The 19,575-nt window shown below is 60.5% G+C and carries 14 protein-coding genes and 2 pseudogenes; 9 read left to right on the top strand and 7 right to left on the bottom strand.

Annotated features, from left to right (window positions below; all coding sequences use genetic code 11):
- The 8 genes and pseudogenes from HMPREF3036_RS03410 to HMPREF3036_RS03375 all read left to right on the top strand — a co-directional run.
- A pseudogene (locus HMPREF3036_RS03410) lies at positions 1–392 on the top strand (peptidase M20); the annotation flags it as partial.
- A 13-nt stretch (positions 393–405) separates the two neighbouring features.
- Positions 406–831 carry a peptidase dimerization domain-containing protein gene (locus HMPREF3036_RS03405; RefSeq protein ID WP_062331561.1) on the top strand — a complete coding sequence of 142 codons (426 nt, stop codon included), beginning with the start codon at positions 406–408 and terminating at the stop codon, positions 829–831.
- A gap of 219 nt (positions 832–1,050) precedes the next feature.
- Positions 1,051–2,745, top strand: a complete 1,695-nt coding sequence (locus tag HMPREF3036_RS03400; protein WP_062331558.1) for a M20/M25/M40 family metallo-hydrolase — start codon at positions 1,051–1,053, stop codon at positions 2,743–2,745.
- 12 nt (positions 2,746–2,757) lie between these two features.
- Positions 2,758–3,183: a peptidase dimerization domain-containing protein gene (locus HMPREF3036_RS03395; RefSeq protein ID WP_062331554.1), complete on the top strand. Its 426-nt coding sequence runs from the start codon at positions 2,758–2,760 to the stop codon at positions 3,181–3,183.
- A 149-nt stretch (positions 3,184–3,332) separates the two neighbouring features.
- A complete protein-coding gene (locus tag HMPREF3036_RS03390) occupies positions 3,333–5,471 on the top strand; it encodes an AAA family ATPase (protein WP_062331551.1) in 2,139 nt (712 codons plus the stop codon).
- Positions 5,468–5,737 (top strand): hypothetical protein, encoded by a 270-nt coding sequence (locus HMPREF3036_RS12055; protein ID WP_062331548.1) that lies wholly within the window; start codon positions 5,468–5,470, stop codon positions 5,735–5,737. Before HMPREF3036_RS03390 ends, HMPREF3036_RS12055 begins: the two co-directional genes overlap by 4 nt.
- Positions 5,679–6,632 carry a 5-methylcytosine restriction system specificity protein McrC gene (locus HMPREF3036_RS03380; RefSeq protein ID WP_197457929.1) on the top strand — a complete coding sequence of 318 codons (954 nt, stop codon included), beginning with the start codon at positions 5,679–5,681 and terminating at the stop codon, positions 6,630–6,632. The genes HMPREF3036_RS12055 and HMPREF3036_RS03380 overlap by 59 nt, the downstream gene beginning before the upstream one ends.
- A 319-nt stretch (positions 6,633–6,951) precedes the next feature.
- Positions 6,952–7,248 carry a hypothetical protein gene (locus tag HMPREF3036_RS03375; RefSeq protein WP_062331543.1) on the top strand — a complete coding sequence of 99 codons (297 nt, stop codon included), beginning with the start codon at positions 6,952–6,954 and terminating at the stop codon, positions 7,246–7,248.
- 406 nt (positions 7,249–7,654) lie between these two features.
- Here the strand turns inward: HMPREF3036_RS03375 and bcsG are convergent, their stop codons facing one another.
- The 5 genes from bcsG to HMPREF3036_RS03350 form a co-directional block, all read right to left on the bottom strand.
- A complete protein-coding gene (gene bcsG / locus HMPREF3036_RS03370) occupies positions 7,655–9,274 on the bottom strand; it encodes a cellulose biosynthesis protein BcsG (protein WP_005433130.1) in 1,620 nt (539 codons plus the stop codon).
- A gap of 5 nt (positions 9,275–9,279) precedes the next feature.
- Entirely contained in the window at positions 9,280–10,365 is a 1,086-nt protein-coding gene (gene bcsZ, locus HMPREF3036_RS03365) for a cellulose synthase complex periplasmic endoglucanase BcsZ (RefSeq protein WP_062331540.1), read from the bottom strand.
- The gene (locus HMPREF3036_RS03360) at positions 10,365–12,587 is read right to left on the bottom strand and encodes a cellulose biosynthesis cyclic di-GMP-binding regulatory protein BcsB (RefSeq protein ID WP_062331537.1); all 2,223 of its coding nucleotides are present in this window, start codon (positions 12,585–12,587) and stop codon (positions 10,365–10,367) included. Before HMPREF3036_RS03360 ends, bcsZ begins: the two co-directional genes overlap by 1 nt.
- 23 nt (positions 12,588–12,610) lie before the next feature.
- Positions 12,611–15,178, bottom strand: a complete 2,568-nt coding sequence (gene bcsA, locus HMPREF3036_RS03355; protein WP_062331533.1) for a UDP-forming cellulose synthase catalytic subunit — start codon at positions 15,176–15,178, stop codon at positions 12,611–12,613.
- Positions 15,179–15,631: 453 nt separating this feature from the next.
- Positions 15,632–16,678 (bottom strand): toxin-antitoxin system YwqK family antitoxin, encoded by a 1,047-nt coding sequence (locus HMPREF3036_RS03350; protein WP_062331531.1) that lies wholly within the window; start codon positions 16,676–16,678, stop codon positions 15,632–15,634.
- Between the two features lie 277 nt (positions 16,679–16,955).
- On the opposite strand from HMPREF3036_RS03350, the gene HMPREF3036_RS12050 reads away from it, so the two are divergent.
- The gene (locus HMPREF3036_RS12050) at positions 16,956–17,405 is read left to right on the top strand and encodes a transposase (protein WP_062331528.1); all 450 of its coding nucleotides are present in this window, start codon (positions 16,956–16,958) and stop codon (positions 17,403–17,405) included.
- A 118-nt stretch (positions 17,406–17,523) separates the two neighbouring features.
- Here the strand turns inward: HMPREF3036_RS12050 and HMPREF3036_RS11490 are convergent.
- Together HMPREF3036_RS11490 and HMPREF3036_RS03325 are read right to left on the bottom strand one after the other, a co-directional pair.
- Positions 17,524–18,821: pseudogene (locus tag HMPREF3036_RS11490) on the bottom strand (IS256 family transposase).
- A 92-nt stretch (positions 18,822–18,913) separates the two neighbouring features.
- On the bottom strand, positions 18,914–19,561 hold the full coding sequence (locus tag HMPREF3036_RS03325) for a phosphatidylserine decarboxylase (protein WP_005433148.1): 648 nt from the start codon (positions 19,559–19,561) through the stop codon (positions 18,914–18,916).
- Positions 19,562–19,575 lie beyond the last annotated feature (14 nt).

The raw sequence follows: 19,575 nt of genomic DNA, 5'->3' as shown, positions 1-19,575 counted from the left end.
TGGAACTCGTCTGGTTCGGCGACCGTCCCGCCTATCAGCGTCCGCACTACAACGACATCGCCATGCAGGCCTACTGGCAGGCCTCCAAGACCGCGGACATCGACGTCGTGAAGGCCGTTCCTGAAGAAGCCGCCTCGCTCAACGACAACGTGCCCGCCGCAGTCGGCGTGCCCACCGTCAACGTCAACCTCGGCACCGTCGCCGGTGGCGGCGGCGGTCACACCTGGTACGAATGGGGCGTCCCGGGCAACGGCGTCGATGAAGGCAAGCGTCTCTACCGCTTCCTCATGATGGGCCTGCTCGCCTCGGGCTACAACATGACCGACGGCAAGGTGCTCGAACCGGGCGTCGGCCCGATGGGCAACCGCACCACCGAAGAAATGTTCAAGTAAGAGGAGCGTCATCATGAAGAACATCCGCAAAATCCTTCGTCCCGCCGCCGCTCTTCTTCTGAGCCTCGCGGCCGCCGGCGCCATGGCCGGCTCCCAGTCCGTCTCAGTCTCGATCATCGGCCCGGGCGGCCACTCCAACGGCGACTACGGCAACGTCAACGCCGTGCATGCCGCCGCCCGCAGCATCATGCTGATCGAGAAGTCCGTTCCCGACGCCGTCGTCACGGCCGTCACGGGCGGCAACTCCGTCAACTCGATCGCAGCCTACGCCAACTTCCGCGTCCTTCTTGAAGGCGATGACGCCGCCCTCAAGGCCAAGGCCGACAAGGTGAAGGCCGCCGTCGAGGAAGGCTGCAAGGCTGAAAACGCCTTCCGCGGCGTCAAGACCGGCGAAGTCCGCGACGGTCTCGCCGCCGACATCCGCTGGACGATCAAGTAACTCCTCAACTTGCGAGTCCCCAGCCCCTGCCCGAGCCCTTCACAAGGCCCCGGCAGGGGCGTTTTGTTTTCCGTCATCCGAAACCCGTCCATAGGCGTTAACCGCAATTGAAACGTCGCCTTCAGGCTACCTACACTCGACTTGTTCGCCGGATGACCTGCGGCGCCCGGACCGGCGCCGCCTCCCTTCGGCCATCCGGCCTTCAAGAGGAGAAAAACCTTGAACACGTTCGTTCCCACAGCTCTCGCGGCCGCCCTCTGCTCGGCCGTCTTCGCAGCCTCCGCAGCCGTTCCCGTCATCACCGACGGCGTCTCCAGGGGCGCAGCCCTCATTCACGCCGATCCCGCCATGCAGGCGCTTCTGGCCGAAGCCACGAGCGAAGAGGCCCAGAAGTGGCGCTTCAACACACTGCTCGAGCTTGCCCGCATCGCCTCCCCGTCGCGCTTTGAAATGCGCCGCCAGGCCGAGATCACCCGCCGCCTCGTCGAGGAGTGGGGCTTTGCACCCGAGGACGTCCTGACGCGTCCCGACGGCTTTTTGAAGGGCGCAGGCGTTCAGACCGTCGACGGCAAGCCCGTCTACAACGTCTGCGTGCGCATTCCCGGCACCTACGGCGCCCGTCCCGACGCCGTCTCCTACAAGGGCCAGCTCCCGAAGGTCGTCCTTGAAGGCCACATCGACACCGTGAATCCGGCCGTCCTTCCGCCCGCCGAAACCCCGTACGAAGCCGTGAAGCTCCAGAAGGTGAACGAACCGATCGTCAAGACCCGCGACGAACTCAAGGCGCTCCCGCTTGAAGTGCACTTCGACAAGAACGGCAAGGTCATTGAGGACGAAATCTGGCAGAAGGCCTACAAGCGCTATCAGAACATCGAGGACGCCCGGAAGAAGGACGGCTACCGCATCTACGTGCCGGGCTACAACGACGCCATGATCAACACGGTCGCCGTCATGCAGGTCGCCAAGCTCATGAAGAAGCACAACATCCGTCCCGTCTACGACATCTGGGTCTGCGGCACCACGGGCGAGGAAGGCAAGGGCAACCTCTGCGGCATGAAGCAGCTCTACGGCTACAACCAGGACGTCGGCAAGGGCAACAACGCCCTCAACATCGTCGCCAACTTCGGCGCCGACAGCACGAAGCCGGGTTCCGCCATCGTCAACTACCTCGGCTCCTACCGCTTCGAAATCAAGTACGTCGAGCCCGAAGGCTGGAAGCCGGGCGACAAGCGTCCGTCCGCCGCCATGGCCATGAGCCGTGCGGTCGCCGCCATCTCGGGCCTCAAGACGCCGTGGGACGCCGACAAGTCCGCCGAGCGCACGACCTACACGGTCGGCGTCGCCAAGTGCGAGGGTCCGAAGGAGCGCTCCACGGCCTGCACGCTGATGGTCGACATGCGCAGTCCGACGCAAGGTCCGCTCTCCGCCATCCGCGCCCGAATCGAGCCTGAATTCAAGAAGGCCATGGATGCCGAAAACGCCAGGTACGGCCTCAAGGCCGGCGACAAGAATGCCGTCTCGATGGAACTCGTCTGGTTCGGCGACCGTCCCGCCTACCAGCGTCCGCACTACAATGACATCGCCATGCAGGCGCTCTGGCAGGCCTCGAAGACTGCAGGCATCGACGTCATCGACAAGGTTCCCGAACGCGCGGCCTCGCTCAATGACAACGTCCCCGCCGCAGTCGGCGTGCCGACCGTCAACACCAACGTCGGCACGAACGCCGGCGGTGGCGGCGGCCACACCTGGTACGAATGGGGCATCCCGGGCAACGGCGTCGATGAAGGCAAGCGCGTCTACCGCTTCCTCATAATGGGTCTGCTCGCCTCGGGCTACAACCTCGCCGACGGTTCGGTCGTCGAGCCCAACGTCGGTCCGATGGGCAACCGAACCACTGAAGAAATGTTCAAGTAAGGAGGCGCCGACATGCTCAACATCCGTACGCTCATTCGTCCCGCAGCGGCGCTTCTGCTCGCCGCATCGGCCGCCTGCGCCATGGCCGCAGGCCAGACGCTCGCCGTCTCGATCATCGGTCCCGGCGGCCACTCCAACGGCAACTACGGCAACGTCAACGCCGTGCACGCCGCCGCCCGCAGCATCATGCTGATCGAGAAGGCCGTCCCCGACGCCGTCGTCTCCGACATCCAGGGCGGCAACTCGGTCAACTCCATCGCCGCGTCCGCCGACTTCATCGTCACGATCATGGGTGACGAAGCCTCGCTCAAGGCTCAGGCCGACAAGGTGAAGGCCGCCGTCGAAGAAGGCTGCAAGGCCGAAAACGCCTTCCGCGGCGTCAAGGCAGGCGAGGTCCGCAACGGCGTCGCCTCCGACATCCGCTGGTCCGTGAAGTAATCATCCGTCACCTCCCGCCCCTCGGGCCCGCCTCGAAAGAGACGGGCCCGATTTCTTTGTCCGCAAGCGACAAAATCCGTCGTACGACCTCCTACAATGATTCCAATCCAACGCCTTACATTTTCGCCACCCACACGTCAACACAAGTCATGACCAACGCCAACGAAACCTCCGCCTCGCTCTTTGCATGGATGCCATTCTATTCGGAACTCGCCACCAAGCTCCTCGCCTTCAAGAACAACCGAAAGACCCTGCTCAGCCGTTTGCAGGCCGTCTTCGACGACCATCCGAACCTGGACTTTCCCGCATTCGACGGCATTCCCGACGACATTGATCCCTTCACGGTCTTTGCATTCGTCAACCGCGGTCTATCACGAGAAAACGCCACACTGACCTGCGCCGGCTTCAAGAGGGCCTTCGGCCTTGCATCCGAGGTTCCGGAACTCTTCCCTGGGCTGCCTCGAATGGACAACCGAAACGTCTACTTCTTCCGCTCCCGTGAGCACCGAGGCGACGACGTCGACAAGCTGCGGCAGGCATTCGAAGCCGCGCTCACCCTTGCGAACGACGATACGGAGGCGCATCGCAGGACCTTTGCCGAAGCGTTTGACGCCGCTCTTGCCCTGCCTGGCATCAAGTGGAACCTTACGACAGGCCTTTTCTGGATCAGGCCGAGTTTCTATCTGAGTCTGGACGGCATCAATCGATGGGCGATAGACGAGTGCTCGCTCCTGGGAGAAGCACCCTCGAAAATGCTTCACGCCTGCAAGGACACGCCGCCCGACGGCATCGCCTACCTCAGCCTTCGTGATGAAGCCGTCAAAGCCATCAAGGCCTCCGACACATACACGGGCATTCCCGACTTCAGTTATCGCTCCTGGGTCAAGGCGCAAGAAGTCAATGAACAGAACAAGCGCTTGAAGAAGTGCCCCGACGACGAAGCCCAACATTCAGCGAAGCGGTACTGGCTGGTGGCTCCGGGATATTACGGCGAATACTGGGATCAGTTTCAGGCTGAAAACATGGTCGCCATCGGATGGAAGGACATCGGCGATCCGCTTCAATACGAGTCGCGCCAGGAGATTCAGAAGAAGCTCAAGGAGGTCTATCCTTCGGAGCACGAACCGTCCAACAATTCCCGGGCCATCTGGCAATTTGTTCACGAAATCAAGCCGGGAGACGTCGTCTACGTGAAAGGCGGCCGCAATCTCGTTTACGGGCGTGGCATCGTCACCTCCGACTTCATCTACAGTCCGGAAAATGCCGAAATGCCCAATCTGCGCCGCGTCTCCTGGACATCCGTACAGGAGCGCAAAACAGACTGGAACCTTCCGGTCAAAACGCTGACGGTGTACGAAGCCGGCTCCGACAAGGCTGCCTCGCTTGAAGGCCTGTTCGAAAATGAGGATGACTTTCCGGAGGAAACGGCCCGTTATGCGAAGGAGGACTTTCTCAACGAGGTCTTCATGGACGAAGAGCGCGTGGATCGTCTGCTTTCGCTCGTCGAGTACAAGCGGAACGTCATTCTTCAGGGGCCTCCCGGCGTTGGCAAGACCTTTCTTGCCAGGCGCCTTGCCAAGCTTGCCATGGGAGAGCATGACGACTCGCGCATCGAGTTCGTCCAGTTCCACCAGAGCTATGCCTACGAGGACTTCGTGATGGGACTTCGTCCGACTGCCGAGGGCGGGTTTGAACTGCGCACGGGCGCCTTCTACGACTTCTGCAAAAAGGCCGCGGACGATCCCGACAGGACCTACTACTTCATCATCGACGAAATCAATCGAGGCAATCTCAGCAAGATCTTCGGCGAGCTCTTCATGCTCATCGAGGGCGACAAGCGCGGACAGTCCGTGAGACTGCTCTACAGGGACGAGCAATTCTCCGTTCCGGCAAACCTGCGTCTTATCGGCCTCATGAACACGGCGGACCGCAGCCTTGCAATGCTCGACTACGCGCTTCGCAGGCGCTTTGCGTTCTTCGAACTCGCTCCCGCCTTCGAGAACGAGCGTTTAAAGGACGAACTCAAGGAACAGGGCACGCCCGCGCTCGAAAAGCTGGTCGCCGCCATCGGAAGGCTCAACAGCGAGATCACCGACGACGAGAGCCTCGGACGCGGCTTTGCCGTCGGACACAGCTGTCTCTTCGGCCACGACGGAAAGCTTGTCAATGATGACCACCTTGCCGACATCGTCGAGTTCGAGCTCGTGCCGCTCATCGAGGAATACTGGTTCGACAATCCCGAGCAGATCAGGCACTGGGAAGCCGAACTCAGGAAGGCTCTTGCATGATTCCCATCAAGAACGTCTTCTACATGCTCGCCTATGCCTTCCGGGCGCTTGACCGGAAGGCATACCGCCCGCTTGAATCCGAGGACTTCGCAAATGCCGAAGACCTTCTCGCCGCGATCCTGATCCTCGGCGTCGAAGATCAATTCAAGCGCGGCGTGAGCAGGGCCTACATCGAGGAGGAGTCTCCCCTGACCGCCGTGCGTCCGGATCGAGGAATCCATCCGGACGTGCAGGCGAAATGCGCGTCTCGTCTGCGCGCGGGATGAATTCTCGGTCAACGCCTATATGAACAGGATCCTCGTCACGGCCATGCAGGCGCTCGTCCGATCCGAGGAGGTGGCATCCGCGCGCAGGAAGGCCCTGCGCGCCGCCCTCTGCATGCTCAGGGAGGTGACGCCGCTTGATCCGCGCAACATCCTCTGGAACTTCCGCTACGACCGCAACAACCAGGCCTACCGTCTGCTGATGTACGTCTGCCGTCTCGTGCTCGAGGACCGCCTGCCAGCACAATCGGACAGGAAGAAGCCAGGCAGGCTTTTTGACGACGACCAGACGCTCCCGAAGCTGTACGAGAAGTTCATTCTCGGATACTTCCAAAGAACGCATCCGCGCCTTCAGCCACGCTCCGAATTCTTGGATTGGACACTGGACGATAACGACGGCTGTAGCCTGCTGCCCGTCATGCATCCCGACGTCACGCTCGAGGATGCTGCTGGTCGAATGCTGATTCTTGACGCGAAGTTCTACGACCGCGCCACAGTCGTCCGATACGAGAAGACAAGACTCCATTCCGAAAACCTCTATCAGATCTTCGCGTACGTCAAGAACGCGCAGGCATCCCGGAATCCGGCCCTTCCGGCCGTATCTGGGATGCTTCTCTACGCAGGCACCGACGAGAAGATCCAGCCCGACGTCTCCTGCAGCATGAGCGGCAACAGGATCTCGGTCCGCACGCTTGACCTCAACAGGCCGTTCGGCGACATTCGTGCCCGGCTCGACGCCATTGCTGCGCGCGAGCACGAAAGTGGAACGTTTTTTCTCGCAAAGTGGAACGATCGCCGCAGCTCATGGAACGGCTCATATCCCATGAATTCTCGCAAAACGGAACGGCTCTCGCGCCAATCCGGAACGCTCCTCTCTCAAACCGGAACGCTCCCGTGATTCTCTCTCAATGGAACGGCAATCCTTAATTTTGGCACACCATTCTCTCTTCTTGGACCAACCTTCTTTCAGAAGAGCACAAGGCTCTCTCTCGACGGTACGACGTTCTCGCTAAACGGAACGTTAGCTGTCCCTCAATGGAACTTTCCTCTCGCAAACCGGTACCTCTCTCTTTGGAACGACTGGCTTGGAACGGTTGCCCCGACCAGATTCCTGGAGCCAGTCTCGCAAAATGGAACGGGCGTAGCATTTGACGGAACGAGGTTGATACTCTAGAAATACCCGAAGCATTGGGCTCGCGGGATTATAGGAGACAACCATGTCAAAGGACATAACTGTCATCAGGGATGTACTGTGCGGCCACGCACAAGGACTGTCCCTGAAAAAGATCCAAGAGGTGACAGGGGTACCCAAGACCTCAGTCAAGCGCATCATCGATCAGGCCCATGCCACTGAGCTCTCGATCGAAGCACTCCTTCACCAACCGGATGAAGCCATCATCGAACTCATGATGCCGTCCCGACGCGCTTGCATGAATTACATTGAGCCGGATTGGGAAAGGGTGTTCCTCAACTACGAGAGGCCACGCAACCCGCCGGGGCTTCAGGTCTGCTAGGAACAGTACCGGAAGCGTGCAGAACCCCTTGGCCGGGTAATGAGCTACTCGACCTTCTGCCTGGCAACACAGGACCAAACTCTGCAGTCATGGTTGAAGGCCTGCACACGGTCCGGCGCTTCGGGGGTTGCTTAAATCAGCTTCGCCCTACGGGCTCCGCTGATTTAAGCAACCCCCGAGTTTTGAAGCCAGAACCTTCCTTGGAATGAAGCCAGAGGGAGGAGCCAGTAACCCCCGTTCCAATTTGAGAGAAAAAACGTTCCATTTTGGAAGTTTGAAGCAATTGCAGCCGAATATTTCCCCGAGTGACGACGGTGCGCCCGCTCCCGGGATACCATGACGAAGTAAGGCCCGCGATCACACAGGTGTTCGCGGGCCTTGTCATTCATGTCTGCGGTCTCGGAAATCAGCCGCCGTAGGGCTTCCACTCGCCGCCGTTCTGGCGGAAGTATTCGCGGCCCTGATATTCGAGCGTCTGAACGGTGCCGTTCTCGCTCACGGGGTTAGTCTGCGGCAGATCATGGACGAGCTGCTCGAGCGGAACCGTGCCGCCGTCCTTGGAAAAGTAGTCGGTCTCGAGCGTCTTGCCGATGAGCGACGTGAGCGCCAGGTAGCTCGTGTTGCCCGTCACGTGGATGGGCTCGTTGGGCATGCCCTTGAGGCCCACGAACTTGACCATGACCGGAACGCGCGAAATGCGCATGGTCGGGATGTCGCGCAGGCGCGGGACCTGGATCTTGTCGCCCCTCACGGCAGCGCCGTGTTCGGGCACGATCACGACCATCGTCTTGCGGCCGGAGCGTTCAAGCTCGCGCAGGAAGGTGCGGATGTTGTCGAACATCTCCTGAGCACGCGGCTTGAAGGGCTCGGCGCGGCCGCGGCCGGGCAGGCGGTTGCCGTCGTGGAGCGCGATGAAGTTGATGAGCGTGGCCGTGCGGCCCGCCTTCGACTTCACCTGCGTGCGCTGCCAGTGGCGCAGCACGGCCAGGCTGTCGGCGATTTCCTCGTCGTCAAAGCCCATGTAGCGCGTCGGGTACTTCGCGTTGTCAAGCGTGGCGGTGACGCCCGCCTTGTCGCGCATCGACTGCAGGAAGTTGTCGTACTCGCCCGAGTGGTCCATCAGCAGGCGCTGCGAATAGCCGAGCGTGCCGAGCCTCGTCATGATCTCGCACTCGGGACGGCGCTCGCCGTAGAGCTCGCTGTGGGACGGCTGCCCGCAGGCGCCGTTGAGCAGGCGCAGCAGGGCCGGGCCCGAATAGGCCGTCGCCGCGTTGAACGAGTCGAAGCGGATGTTGAACTCCTTGAAGAGCGGATGCTGGTCAAGCTGCGAGACGGCGAGGTCGTCGTTCGAGACCGAGCAGATGCTCAGGAGCAGGATGTCGAACGGCGTGTCCTTCTCGGAAAGGCCGTTCGGGAAGCGGGCGCGTCGGTCGTGCTCGTAGGCGAGGAAGGCGTCGTACCACTCGCCCACGGCCTTGGCGTCGGCCTTGCCCGTCTTGGCGGGCGCGGCGGCCTCATTCGTCTGACCGCCTGCGTCGGCCGTCACGACGGGCGCGCGTTCGGGCAGGATCGACTGCACCCACGGCATCGTCACGGCGCCGAGGAAGTAGACGATCGTGAAGAACGTCACGCGCACGTAGCGGCGCACGAGGAAGTAGCCGAGGAAGACGAGAAGGCCCCAGCCCACCATCTTCACGTTGATGAAGTCGAGCGCGAACTCGGCCATGTAGAGAAGCGAGAAGCCCGCGATGCCGCCCTTGTTGGCGAGGATGCTGTCGACGCCCGGCAGCCAGCTCTCCGAATAGAGGAGCACGGCAGCCGCGGCGACGCCGAGCGTACCGCGCAGGATGCGCAGCCACTTCGGGCCGACGGGCAGCAGGAGCCAGGCCATCAGGAGCGCGTTGCCCAGAAGGTTGAGCTCGATGTAGCCGAAGGCTGCAAGCGCAAAGGCAATGATGAAGTAGACGTTCCAGACGCCGAGCCCCGTGAAGCGGGGGCCGGCGCCGTTTTCAATTCTGGTCTGCATGCGTCTTATCGTCCCTTCGGAAAGATCAGGCGGCCGTCGGCGTCGAACGCGAAGCGGCCTTCATCCCAGCCTCGGCCGTAGAGCGCGAGCATGCTCGAGTAGTAGCTCTCGCCCGAAAGCCTTTCGGAGTCGACCACGCTGCGCACGAGGCCCGCGGTGCGGTCGTTTCCGAGCATCGGGATGAGGCAGGCGCCGAAGCCGAAGGGACCCGTGTCGTTGACGGTGAGATTGACCGTGTGGATCTTCTCGGGCGGCATGTTGAGCGCCCTCGTCGCCTCGACCATCGGGCTGAAGTGCTTCATGAGGATCGCGCGGTTGGGATCGTCGGGCGACATCATGCCCGCCCACAGATACGTGCGGATGGCGTTGTAGCTGCCGATCTCGTAGTCGTCGCCGTTGGGCGGCACGAGACGGCCACCCTTGTCGAAGAGCGCCCAGTCGGGGGCGATGCCCGCGGGGGAGGACCTCAGCAACATGCGAAGCGATCCCTCGTAAACCTCGTTCCAGTAGGCGTCCTCGAGCGCGAAGCGCTTGAAGAGGAAGAGCGGGTAGTAGCTCGGATTGAGCTTGACCGTGCCGTTGTCCTCAAAGCCAACGCGGCCCGGCAGCACGACGCTGCCCAGATTGTCGACGGTGCGGACCTCCTTCTTGAGGAGCTCGAGCATCGCCATGCCCTTCTTCGTGTACTCCTTGGACTTCCAGAGACGGCCCGCCTCGAGGAAGCACCAGGCGATCCACATGTCGGAGTCGGTGGCGTTGTTGGTGTCGAGAATGCCCCACTTGTCGCCGCGTCCCCTGCCCCAGAGCCAGGCGGGAAGCGTCTTCGTGAGGTCGCCCCCGGAGAGGTTGTCGGCGGTCCAGGCGGCGAGGCCGTCGAAGGTCACCTGATCGTTGGTGACGAGCGCGAAGAACATCGCATAGGACTGGCCCTCACTCGTCGTCACCTTGCGGTCATCGCTCTTGTCGACGACGCGGCCGTTGTCGAGCGCGTCATTGCGGAACTCGTCCCAGACGGGCCAGGCGGCCATGGCGGACGAAGCGCTGCAGAAGGCGCAGGCAAGCGCTGCGGAGATAATCATCTTCTTGAACATTACGAGCGGCTCCTGATCCAGTAGCGCATGAAGAGGAAGATGCCGAAGCCCACGAAGAGCGCGCTCAGCAGAGCGGCCGCAACGAGGACGCCCGGACGGTCGATGACGGTCATCCAGACCTTGTGGTACCAGGGCAGGTTGCCGACGGTGTAGTGCTCGCCCACGTCAAAACCCGTCACGCCGGCGGCGTTGACGACGGCGACGGAACCGGTCACGGAGCCGAGGCCGGCAGGATTGACGAGCTCGGCGTTGAGACGGGCGGCGCCGGACGCGCCTTCGGAGAGGAGCGCCACGAGCGTGCGGCCGCCCGCGAGCGGGGACTCTGCCGAGACGATGGCGGCAATACCGTTGTCATAGGCACCTTCGGCCGTCTTCTGCACGGAGGGGGACTTCGCCCTGAAGGCCTCAACGAGCTTCTCCTGAATGCGGCCCGCATTCTCGACGTCGATGTCGGTCACGGGGGCGGGGAAGCGCGCAAAGGCGAGAATGTCACGCTTGGCAAGCTCGAGATCGTTCATGTCGCCCGTCACGTGCACGTGCATCGCGGGGGCGCCCGTCATGGCGGACATGCGGCCCATGGTGTTGAGCATCGTCGTGAGCTCGCTCCTGCTCGCGTCCTGCGGAATGAAGACTGCGGTCTGCGAGAGGTCGGCGTACTTCGTGAACGGATAGCCCGCACGCGTGAAGAGCTTCAGATTGGGAAGCTCGGCGTGGTGAAAGAGGCCCTTGACCGTCAGCGTGGACGTGGGCTCGATCTCCATCTGATGGCCGATGAGCGAGACGGAGCGGCAGTTGTCCTGGGAGCCGCCCTGAATCGTGCGCTCGTAGCTCACGGAGAAGCCAAGGCTCGTCGAATGGGTGAGCGTGGCGCCCATCGGATCATCGACGGAGATGGCGCCGTAGAAGGCAGGAAGCTGAACGGTGCGCGAACCGCGGCCGTCCCTGCCCGCGAGCGTGTCGCTGTCGGCGAGGTAGCCGTTGACGAAGGTGCGCAGCTGGGCGGTCTCCTCGGGCATCGGCTTGGCGTAGCGGTAGCGGATCTGCATGCCGAGCTCGGCGTCGCCCACCATGAAGAGGTCGGGTGCGAACTTGACGGGCAGTTGCACCGGGGCCATTACGTGACCGCGGGCGGAAAGCTGACCCGGATACTGCATGAGCTTCGAGAACGGAATCTCGGCGTCGGTGTTGATCCAGCGCGGAGCGTCATAGGCCTCGCGCACGGGCGGCACTTCGGCCTTCTTGACGCGGAAGGTCTCGCCCACCATCACGGGACGGTCGGTGCCGAGCGCACGCACGGCAGCGAGGAGGTCCTCGTCGTTGCGGCCCTGAATGACGAGCATCTTGCCGGAGAGGCTGGCAGGCGCGTCGGCGATGGTCACCATCGGACCGTCGGCCTTGGGCAGATCGTGCAGGAAGTCAGGACGACGCTCGTTCGTCGCGAAGACGACGAAGTGGCCCTCGGCGGGCGTGCCGTTGTAGAAGACGGGGAAGTCGGCACCGCGCCAGTCGCTCATGCGGCCAACGATGCTCGCGAGCACGGCGGCGGCCTGCTTTTCCATCGAGGTCGGAGCCGAGGTGAAGACCATCGGCAGCACGGAAGGCTCGTTCGAGGCGGTGTCGACGAACGGCGCGGGGAAGGCCGCGAGATCGTTGGCGAGCCTGACGCGCTGCTTGACGAGCGTGAGGCGGCTTTCGGCCGCGATGTCGAGCCAGATGGCGGCGTCGGCCGGATTTTCACAGACCGACGGCGTGTGTCCGATGAACTCGACCGTCAACTGATTGACGGACTCGATCACCTTGGGCGAAAGCTTGAGCGTGAGCTGCGAGGGTTTGCCCACCATCGAGGCCGAGATGGGCACCGAGCGTTGCAGGCGGCCGTTGAGGTAGAAGTTGATCTGCGAGCCGGACGGGGCGAGCGCGGGCGAAGGCGTAAAGCTCAGGTCGAGCGTCGCCTCAGAGACAACCTCGTCACGGCGCACGCCGAAGTCGAAGGCCTGCACACGGGAGAGGCCTGTAAGCTTGACGGCCGCGGCACTGCCGCCGGGCACGAGCTTCATGAGGGGAACGACTTCGGTACGCGAGCCCGTGACGTCTGTGCGCCAGACGGGCTGGAGCTGAGAGACGGACTTCATGCCGTCAGAGGGCGCGCTCCAGGCGGGAGCGGCGAACGCAGCGGCCATGAGGCACGCGGCAGCGGTTCCGATGAGTGTGGGATTCTTCATGTCTTCTCAGTTTGCGTTTGCCATCAGGACTTCCTTGCAACCGGCTGTCGCGGCAGCATGGAGAGGACGGCGTCCCGAACGGCGGGCAGAACCCGGCCGGGCAGGAATTCGATCATAGAGCGGTAGCCGTAGAGCGCATGGCGGCCGAGCATCAGGAAGCCCGTGAGGAAGCGGTCGTCGACCGTGCCCTCGGGATTCATCGCCCACATGCCGCGGCGGGAGAACGTCACGCTGTTCCAGCGACGCTCGCAGGCCATGTCGGGAAGGTCGACGGCGATGTCCGTCCAGCCCTCTCCGTTTTCAATGACGGTGCCCTCGAAGCGGACGGGGCCCGCCTCTTCGGCGAATTCGAATGCAACGCGCTCGCCGGCCGCAGGCATGGTGAAGGCCGTGTCGAGGGCGCGCACGCGAAGCTCCTTCTGGGAGTATTCGACCGTACGTACGTTGTGGCGCATGCCGTCTCCAGTCTCAAGGACGATCGGCAGGTTGAGGCCGACGCGCGGGAAGCGGTGCGCCTCCTTCTCCTCGACGGCGACCGACATGGCGGCGCCAAGCACCATCAGGTTGTAGGCGATCCAGCCGAGGTTGATGACAAGCGTCACGTACTGCGGATCCGGATCGAAGAAGGCCTTCTCAAGGCCGATGAACAGTCCGACGGCGTTGAGCGCGATGAGCGCGACGAAGGGCCAGGAGATGTGCCAGTCGAGGTACTTCTCGCCGATCGTGCCGCCCTTGGCCGTCACGTTGAACTTGCCGTAATGCGGGAAGATGAGCGCGACCGTGGTCGGGATGAGGATGTACCAGGAGAGGACGGCCTCGTACACGCCGCCGAGGAACGGATAGCGGTAGCCCTTCTGCAGGATCGAGTTCGTCACGGCCGTGTGCACCATGTGCGGGATCACGTAGGCGAAGACGGAGGCCGCCGTCGCGTAGATCACGTAGATGTCCGCATACATGTAGGGAAGCGGGGCCAGAAGGAAGATGATGCGCGGCAGGCCGTGCAGGAAATGCAGCATCGCGTTGAAGAAACACAGGCGCTGCGGAAGCGTCAGGCCCTTGCCGAGCATCGGATTGTCGAGTCGGAAGATCTGGATCATGCCGCGCGCCCAGCGAATGCGCTGGCCGATGTGGGCCGCAAGGGTCTCCGTGGAGAGGCCCGAAGCGAGCGGACGCGAGATGAAGGCCGAGTTCCAGCCCCTGCGGTTGAGCTTGAGAGACGTGTGGGCGTCTTCGGTCACGGTCTCGACCGCAATGCCGCCGATCTCCTCGAGAGCCTTGCGGCGCATGACGGCGCTTGAACCGCAGAACATCGTGGCGTTCCACGTGTCGTTGCCCTTCTGGATGAAGTCGTGGAAGAGCGAGTTCTCGATCGGCATGGCGCGCTCGAGATGCATGTTCTTCTCGAAGGGATCGGGCGAGTAAAAGTGGTGCGGCGTCTGCACGAGTGCAATCTTCGGATCACGGACGAGCCAGCCCGTCGTCGAGACGAGGAAGTCGTTCGAGGGGACGTGGTCGCAGTCGAAGATCACGATGTACTCGCCGCTCGTGACGGTCATCGCGTGGTTGATGTTGCCCGCCTTGGCATGATTGTGCTCTTCGCGCTTGATGTAGCCCGCACCTGCGGCCTCCGCAAAGGCCTGGATGAAGTCGCGGCTGCCGTCGTCGAGCACATAGACGTGGAGCTTGTCGGCGGGCCAGTCCATGTTGAGCGCGGCGTAGACCGTCGGCTTGATGACGTCGAGCGACTCGTTGTAGGTCGGGATGAAGATGTCGACGTGGGGCCAGACGGAGCGGTCGGCGGGCAGCGCGGCAGGCTTGCGGTCGAGCACCCAGCAGACCTGGAAGTAGCCGAGCACCATCACGGAGAACGCATAGACCTCGGCCACGAGAAGCAGGCCCCCGAAGAAGAGGTCGAGCCCGTTGCCCGTGCTCACGGTCGACGTGCAGCGCCACCAGAGGTAGCGGCCAGAGACAACGAACGAAATGACGAAGAGCAGCATGAGCGTGATCCGTGCGCGGATGCGCATGAGCACGATCATGGAGACGAACATGAGCGCAAGGAAGACGATCTGGCCGTGCAGGTTGAAGGGCTGGGTGATGCAGAGCGCGGCAAGGACGAGTCCCGGCACAAGCAGGACGACGGGCACCCAGCTGGGAAGCCTGCGGCCGCCCGGCTTTTTCTCCTCGCTGTCGTCGACGACGGCGCGCACGCACCTGAGGGCCGCAGCGCCGAAGGCATCGCCCGCGCGGTTGATCAGGGCACCAGCGGCGCGCAGGATGTCGACGACCGTGCGCACGAGGCGCGGGCCGTGACCGCGCGGCGGAAGGACAGCCAGGAGAAAGACCGTCTGGATGAAGATGCGCAGGGGATCGAAAAGCTTCGGAGCGTTGAAGTCGACCTGAGGATAGAAGAACGCCTTGTTGTGGCGCAACGAGGCGAGTGGCTCCGACTCAAGCGGCGCCATGAGCCAGAGAAGACCGAGGCAGACGATATTGAACGACGCGGCGATGCAGCCAGAGCCGGCGGCACGCCAGTTCTTGTACAGGCTGCCGATGTTCTCGAGCGCGTGCTTTATGGAAGTCGGAAACATTCCTTGAAGACGGATAAGGGATTGGAGGCGTGCGGGGCTCACCCGCCGGGCCCGGGACGGAAGCCGCCCTTGGTAAATCTTTAGATTCTACTCAGATCTACAAGGGATTTCGAGAAGGAGTTGACACACCGCTCAGTCGTGCGGCCGCCCTCCTCCTAGACACTCGTACACCTCGAACTCAAGCCGTCCATTTTTTGCTCTGTTCTGGAGGCATTTTCGACCAACAACCTTGTCTGATTGCGACTTCCGCAATCAGCAAGTCCTTGCAAACGATTGAAGCATTTACATTTTCTTTCACGAGTCGGCCCCACTGCACGCCTCTCCAAACCGTCCCACTCGCCAGTCGAGAAACGGATTATTTGAGAGCTTGCCTCACACGGAGCCGAGAAAGACTCCAGGCTTTCCTCTCAACATTCTAGGCTTTTACCTTAATTACGGTTATCCGCTAGTGAGCTACTCATTCACCTCTTTGATCATGATCCCGCCATTGTCATTGGGCGAAACCTCATTCGGCTCCGGTCTTGGTGAGGACATGCCTTTGACAGTGCTTACAACATTGTCTTCGTGGGTGCCCTCTTGAACAATATTGCCACGCGAATCATAGGCACGAAATTCCCCCGTCGCACGACCATTCTTCATCATTATTTCCCCCATCAACGCCCCTTGTGAGTTGTAGTTTTTCTGCCAGCCATTGGCAACACCATTTTTGTAAGTCTGAACGACTTTCATGCCATCAGGTCGCCATGTAGTCAACTCACCGTCGTACTCATTCATCTTATAAGTTCCTTGACGGGCGGGTTTACCTGTTTGCGGGAAATAGACAGTAAAAGGACCATGACGTAGGCCGTTTTTAAGCATCCCCTCTTCTAAAAGCTGACCGTCATCAGAAAAAAGTTTAAACGGACCACTCTGTTTACCATGCTCGAAGTTCACAGAACTCCGAAGTTGTCCGTTTTCAAAATAATCTAAAGCTTCACCATGTAACTGATGATCAGCGTACATGTGCTTTAATTGGACTGTGCCCGACGGATAGTATTGTTCAACGAGACCATTGAGCTTTCCCGCTCGATACTGAGCCTTGACCTTGAGCTTACCTGTATCTGGCCAATATTGAACAGTCTCGCCATCACGCTCACCATCTTTAAAGATGCCGTGATCTACTAGCACACCTTTGTCTGTCCAGGCTTCAAAAAGGCCATTTTGCTCGCCATTTTCCCAATGTCCGATCTCACGAAGTTGACCTTCACTGAAGACCACATTGAGTCCGTCAAGCTTGCCGTCTTTATAGGCATAAAGAGAATAGCCGGAATCTGAAATATCTTTGACACGCCCTGTAAACGGTTTCCCTTCCTTGTCCATCAATAAGCCGTCAACATTCTTGAGCTCAGACGAAGCTGTCGAAGGTAACCAACCATAGAGCTGATATTTGTAATACCAAGCGCCCACGGCTGCACCCAAACTGACAACCGAAACAGCAACCAAAAAACCGAGTTTGCTCATGATGATCTCCTTATTAAGATCTCTGTGATGCAAGGACTTGTAGGAAAAATCCTGATTCCATTAAGATTTACTATATCTGTAGAGTGTTTTTGCCGACATTATTGTTTACATCTCCTCACTTTAGCGAGGTGCCTCATGCGTTTTGGAAGCTCTTCAAATACCCCCTACGGACAGCCGAGCGAAACAAAAATGTTCGTTCGGCTTTTTCGAACATAGATAACGGCGCTTGTTTTTCTCTAAAAATAGCAGAATACTATTATTACAACATGAATAGTTGATGGTGGCTATAGAAGAGATTTTCAGCTATCAATTCAGCTTCGCTGACATAGAGGCCGACAAATACATCGAGTATCGCCGGTCCCATGCTGATCCTCGAATTCATGCCATGGATCGGCTGACGGATGATGTGGTTGATGAGCTCGTTAAACTGTGCTTGCCCTTCTCCCACAAGAAGAACGGGCTCGCAGTTCAGGCTGGACGTCCGTACATGCGATTGGAGATGATGGTCCGCCTCCACCTCCTGCAGATTTCTCTCAATTATTCGGACCTCCAAATGGAGGTGTACCTGACGAGCGACGTAGCCGCGCGGCTCTTCTGTCGAGTGCCTTCTGGGCGAACCACCGTTTCTGACACCTCTTTGCTTCGCTTCCGGGGAGTGTCAGGATTGCTGTGTCTGGGGAGGTTATTCCAGGGGCAGCCCAACGAGGCTGCCCTTTCCTTTTTGTGATGTAGTCTGCCAGACCTGATGCGATAGCAGGGGATATGGTGGAGGGGCCCGCGCGGAGCGCGGGAGGATCCTCCTTAGCCCCCACTATCGCGCGCCGCGAAGCGGCAGGCGCGTTAGCTTACTCCATGACACCAGTAAACCGCTCACCAAACAGCAGAGCGAACTGGGGCATGGCAGCAGACCACTTGGGCGTAGCACGTTTCCAGGAGGCCGTGAAATTCATGATGGCCAGATAGATCAGCTTCTTGGCAGCCTCTTCATTGGGGAACAGAGTGCGCGTCTTGATTACCTTCCGGACAGCTCGGTTGAGCCCTTCAATCGAATTGATCGTATAGATCTGCGTACGGATCTCAGGCGCGAACTGGAAGAACGGGATCACCTGTGCCCAGGCCCGTTCCCAGATTTGGATGATGGCAGGGTACTTTTTGCCCATGGTCGTATTCCTAAAACGCTCCAGAGCACGTTCTGCAGCGTCGGCATCCGCTGCTTGATAGATGGGCTTGAGCTCCTTGCACACGGCCGCTCTGTCCTTCTGAGAAACGAATGATGTCGGCGCGAATAAGGTGAACGATGCAGGTCTGATGGAGGGGCTGTGGATAGACGACCTCTATAGCTTCAGTCATGCCCTTCAGGCCATCCGTAACGGCGATGAGAATGTCCTCAACGCCTCGGGCCTTCAGCCCCTATTAAAGACGGTCACCCAGAAGCTTGCACCCTCATTCTCGGCGATCCACATGCCCAGAACCTCACGCGTACCGTCTGTTCGCACCCCAATCCCGAGATGAACGGCCATGTTCTTTACAGCTGCGCCACTGCGGATTTTGACTCGGAGGGCGTCAAAGAAAGCGACCGGATACACACTTGCGAGCGGGCGATTCTGCCACTCCTGGACGTCTTCAAGCACCCTGTCGGTAACCTTGCTGACGTAGTCGGGGCTGATGTCCACACCGTAGAGATTGTCGATGAAGCCTGGATGTCACGGGTGCTCATGCCTCTGGCGTACATGGCGATGATCTGCTCGTCCATTTTGCCGAACGACCGGCTGTGCTTGGGCACGATGATTGGGTCGAAAGTGTTTTTGCGATCGCGCAGAACGCTCAGTGGCAGAGGACCATACTCGGTCTTGAGGGTCTTGTGACTAAAGCCGTTGCGCTTGTTGGGGACCTGGAGAAGCTCGTCAGCATCAACTTCTTCAGGAGGCGCTTCGGTGGGCTGACAGCCGGTGAGATGTGCATCCATTTCTCCCTGCAACATGGCTTCGACAAAGCGCTGGGAGAAGGTACGTACGGCCTCGGAGAAGGCTTCGGGACCCAGGGAGCGGCCCGATGTTCGAAGCTCGGAAACGTACTGTTCGATGTGGTTATCGAGGGGATTGGTGGACTTCTTACGAGAATTGCGTTTGGTGTTCGTGCTCATTGGGCGTGCCCATGCCAAGCAAACCAAAAGAGCCCGTTCGCTGTCGAACGGGCTCTTTTGGAAGATTGTCAGTGGTTCACGTTCCTGGCTGATCAGAGACGGGCGATCGTGGACATCACGCCAGTGACCTTGTCGCCGATCGAAACGGTGATCTCGGCGTCGAGCGGCAGATAGACGTCAACGCGAGAGCCGAAACGGATGAAGCCATAGCGCTCGCCCTTTTCGAGACGTTCGCCCACCTTGGCATAGCAGAGGATGCGACGGGCAACAAGGCCGGCCACTTGGACGAAGGTCACGCTTCGCCCCTCGTCAGTCGTGACGCGAACGGCGTTGCGCTCGTTATGAGTCGAAGCCTTGTCAAGATCGGCGTTGAGGAAGAGACCGGGCTTGTAGACGATCTCCTCGACGCGACCAGCGACGGGGGACTTCTGGCTGTGGACGTTGAAGACGTTCATGAAGATCGAAATCATCATCGCATCCTCGCCGGTAAGAGGATCCTGAGCTTTCTGGACCTTGCAGACGCGGCCGTCGACCGGGCTCAGCACGGCCTTCGGATCGGTGGGAAGTTCACGGGCCGGATCGCGGAAGAACTGAACGCAAAAGACAAAGAGGACGAGCGAGAGGAAGGCGAGGAAGTTCCAGTCGAGAAGCCAGAGCACGGCCGTGACGGCGAACGTGCCGATGATGAAGGGGCGCCCTTCACGGGCGAAGAAGGGATGCGGATAGATTCGCGAGTTCAATTCGATCTCCGGAG

Source organism: Sutterella sp. KLE1602, assembly GCF_001578585.1.
Classification (GTDB): Bacteria; Pseudomonadota; Gammaproteobacteria; order Burkholderiales; family Burkholderiaceae_F; genus Sutterella; species Sutterella wadsworthensis_A.
This window is presented reverse-complemented; position numbering and strand designations above follow the sequence as displayed.

Excerpts from the sequence above, each read along its gene's own strand:
- HMPREF3036_RS03405 (WP_062331561.1), top strand. The coding sequence starts at position 406 with ATGAAGAACATCCGCAAAATCCTTCGTCCCGCCGCCGCTCTTCTTCTG.
- HMPREF3036_RS03395 (WP_062331554.1), top strand. The coding sequence starts at position 2,758 with ATGCTCAACATCCGTACGCTCATTCGTCCCGCAGCGGCGCTTCTGCTC.
- HMPREF3036_RS03390 (WP_062331551.1), top strand. The coding sequence starts at position 3,333 with ATGACCAACGCCAACGAAACCTCCGCCTCGCTCTTTGCATGGATGCCA.
- HMPREF3036_RS12055 (WP_062331548.1), top strand. The coding sequence starts at position 5,468 with ATGATTCCCATCAAGAACGTCTTCTACATGCTCGCCTATGCCTTCCGG.
- HMPREF3036_RS03375 (WP_062331543.1), top strand. The coding sequence starts at position 6,952 with ATGTCAAAGGACATAACTGTCATCAGGGATGTACTGTGCGGCCACGCA.
- bcsG (WP_005433130.1), bottom strand. The coding sequence starts at position 9,274 with ATGCAGACCAGAATTGAAAACGGCGCCGGCCCCCGCTTCACGGGGCTC.
- bcsZ (WP_062331540.1), bottom strand. The coding sequence starts at position 10,365 with ATGTTCAAGAAGATGATTATCTCCGCAGCGCTTGCCTGCGCCTTCTGC.
- HMPREF3036_RS03360 (WP_062331537.1), bottom strand. The coding sequence starts at position 12,587 with ATGAAGAATCCCACACTCATCGGAACCGCTGCCGCGTGCCTCATGGCC.
- bcsA (WP_062331533.1), bottom strand. The coding sequence starts at position 15,178 with ATGTTTCCGACTTCCATAAAGCACGCGCTCGAGAACATCGGCAGCCTG.
- HMPREF3036_RS03350 (WP_062331531.1), bottom strand. The coding sequence starts at position 16,678 with ATGAGCAAACTCGGTTTTTTGGTTGCTGTTTCGGTTGTCAGTTTGGGT.
- HMPREF3036_RS12050 (WP_062331528.1), top strand. The coding sequence starts at position 16,956 with ATGGTGGCTATAGAAGAGATTTTCAGCTATCAATTCAGCTTCGCTGAC.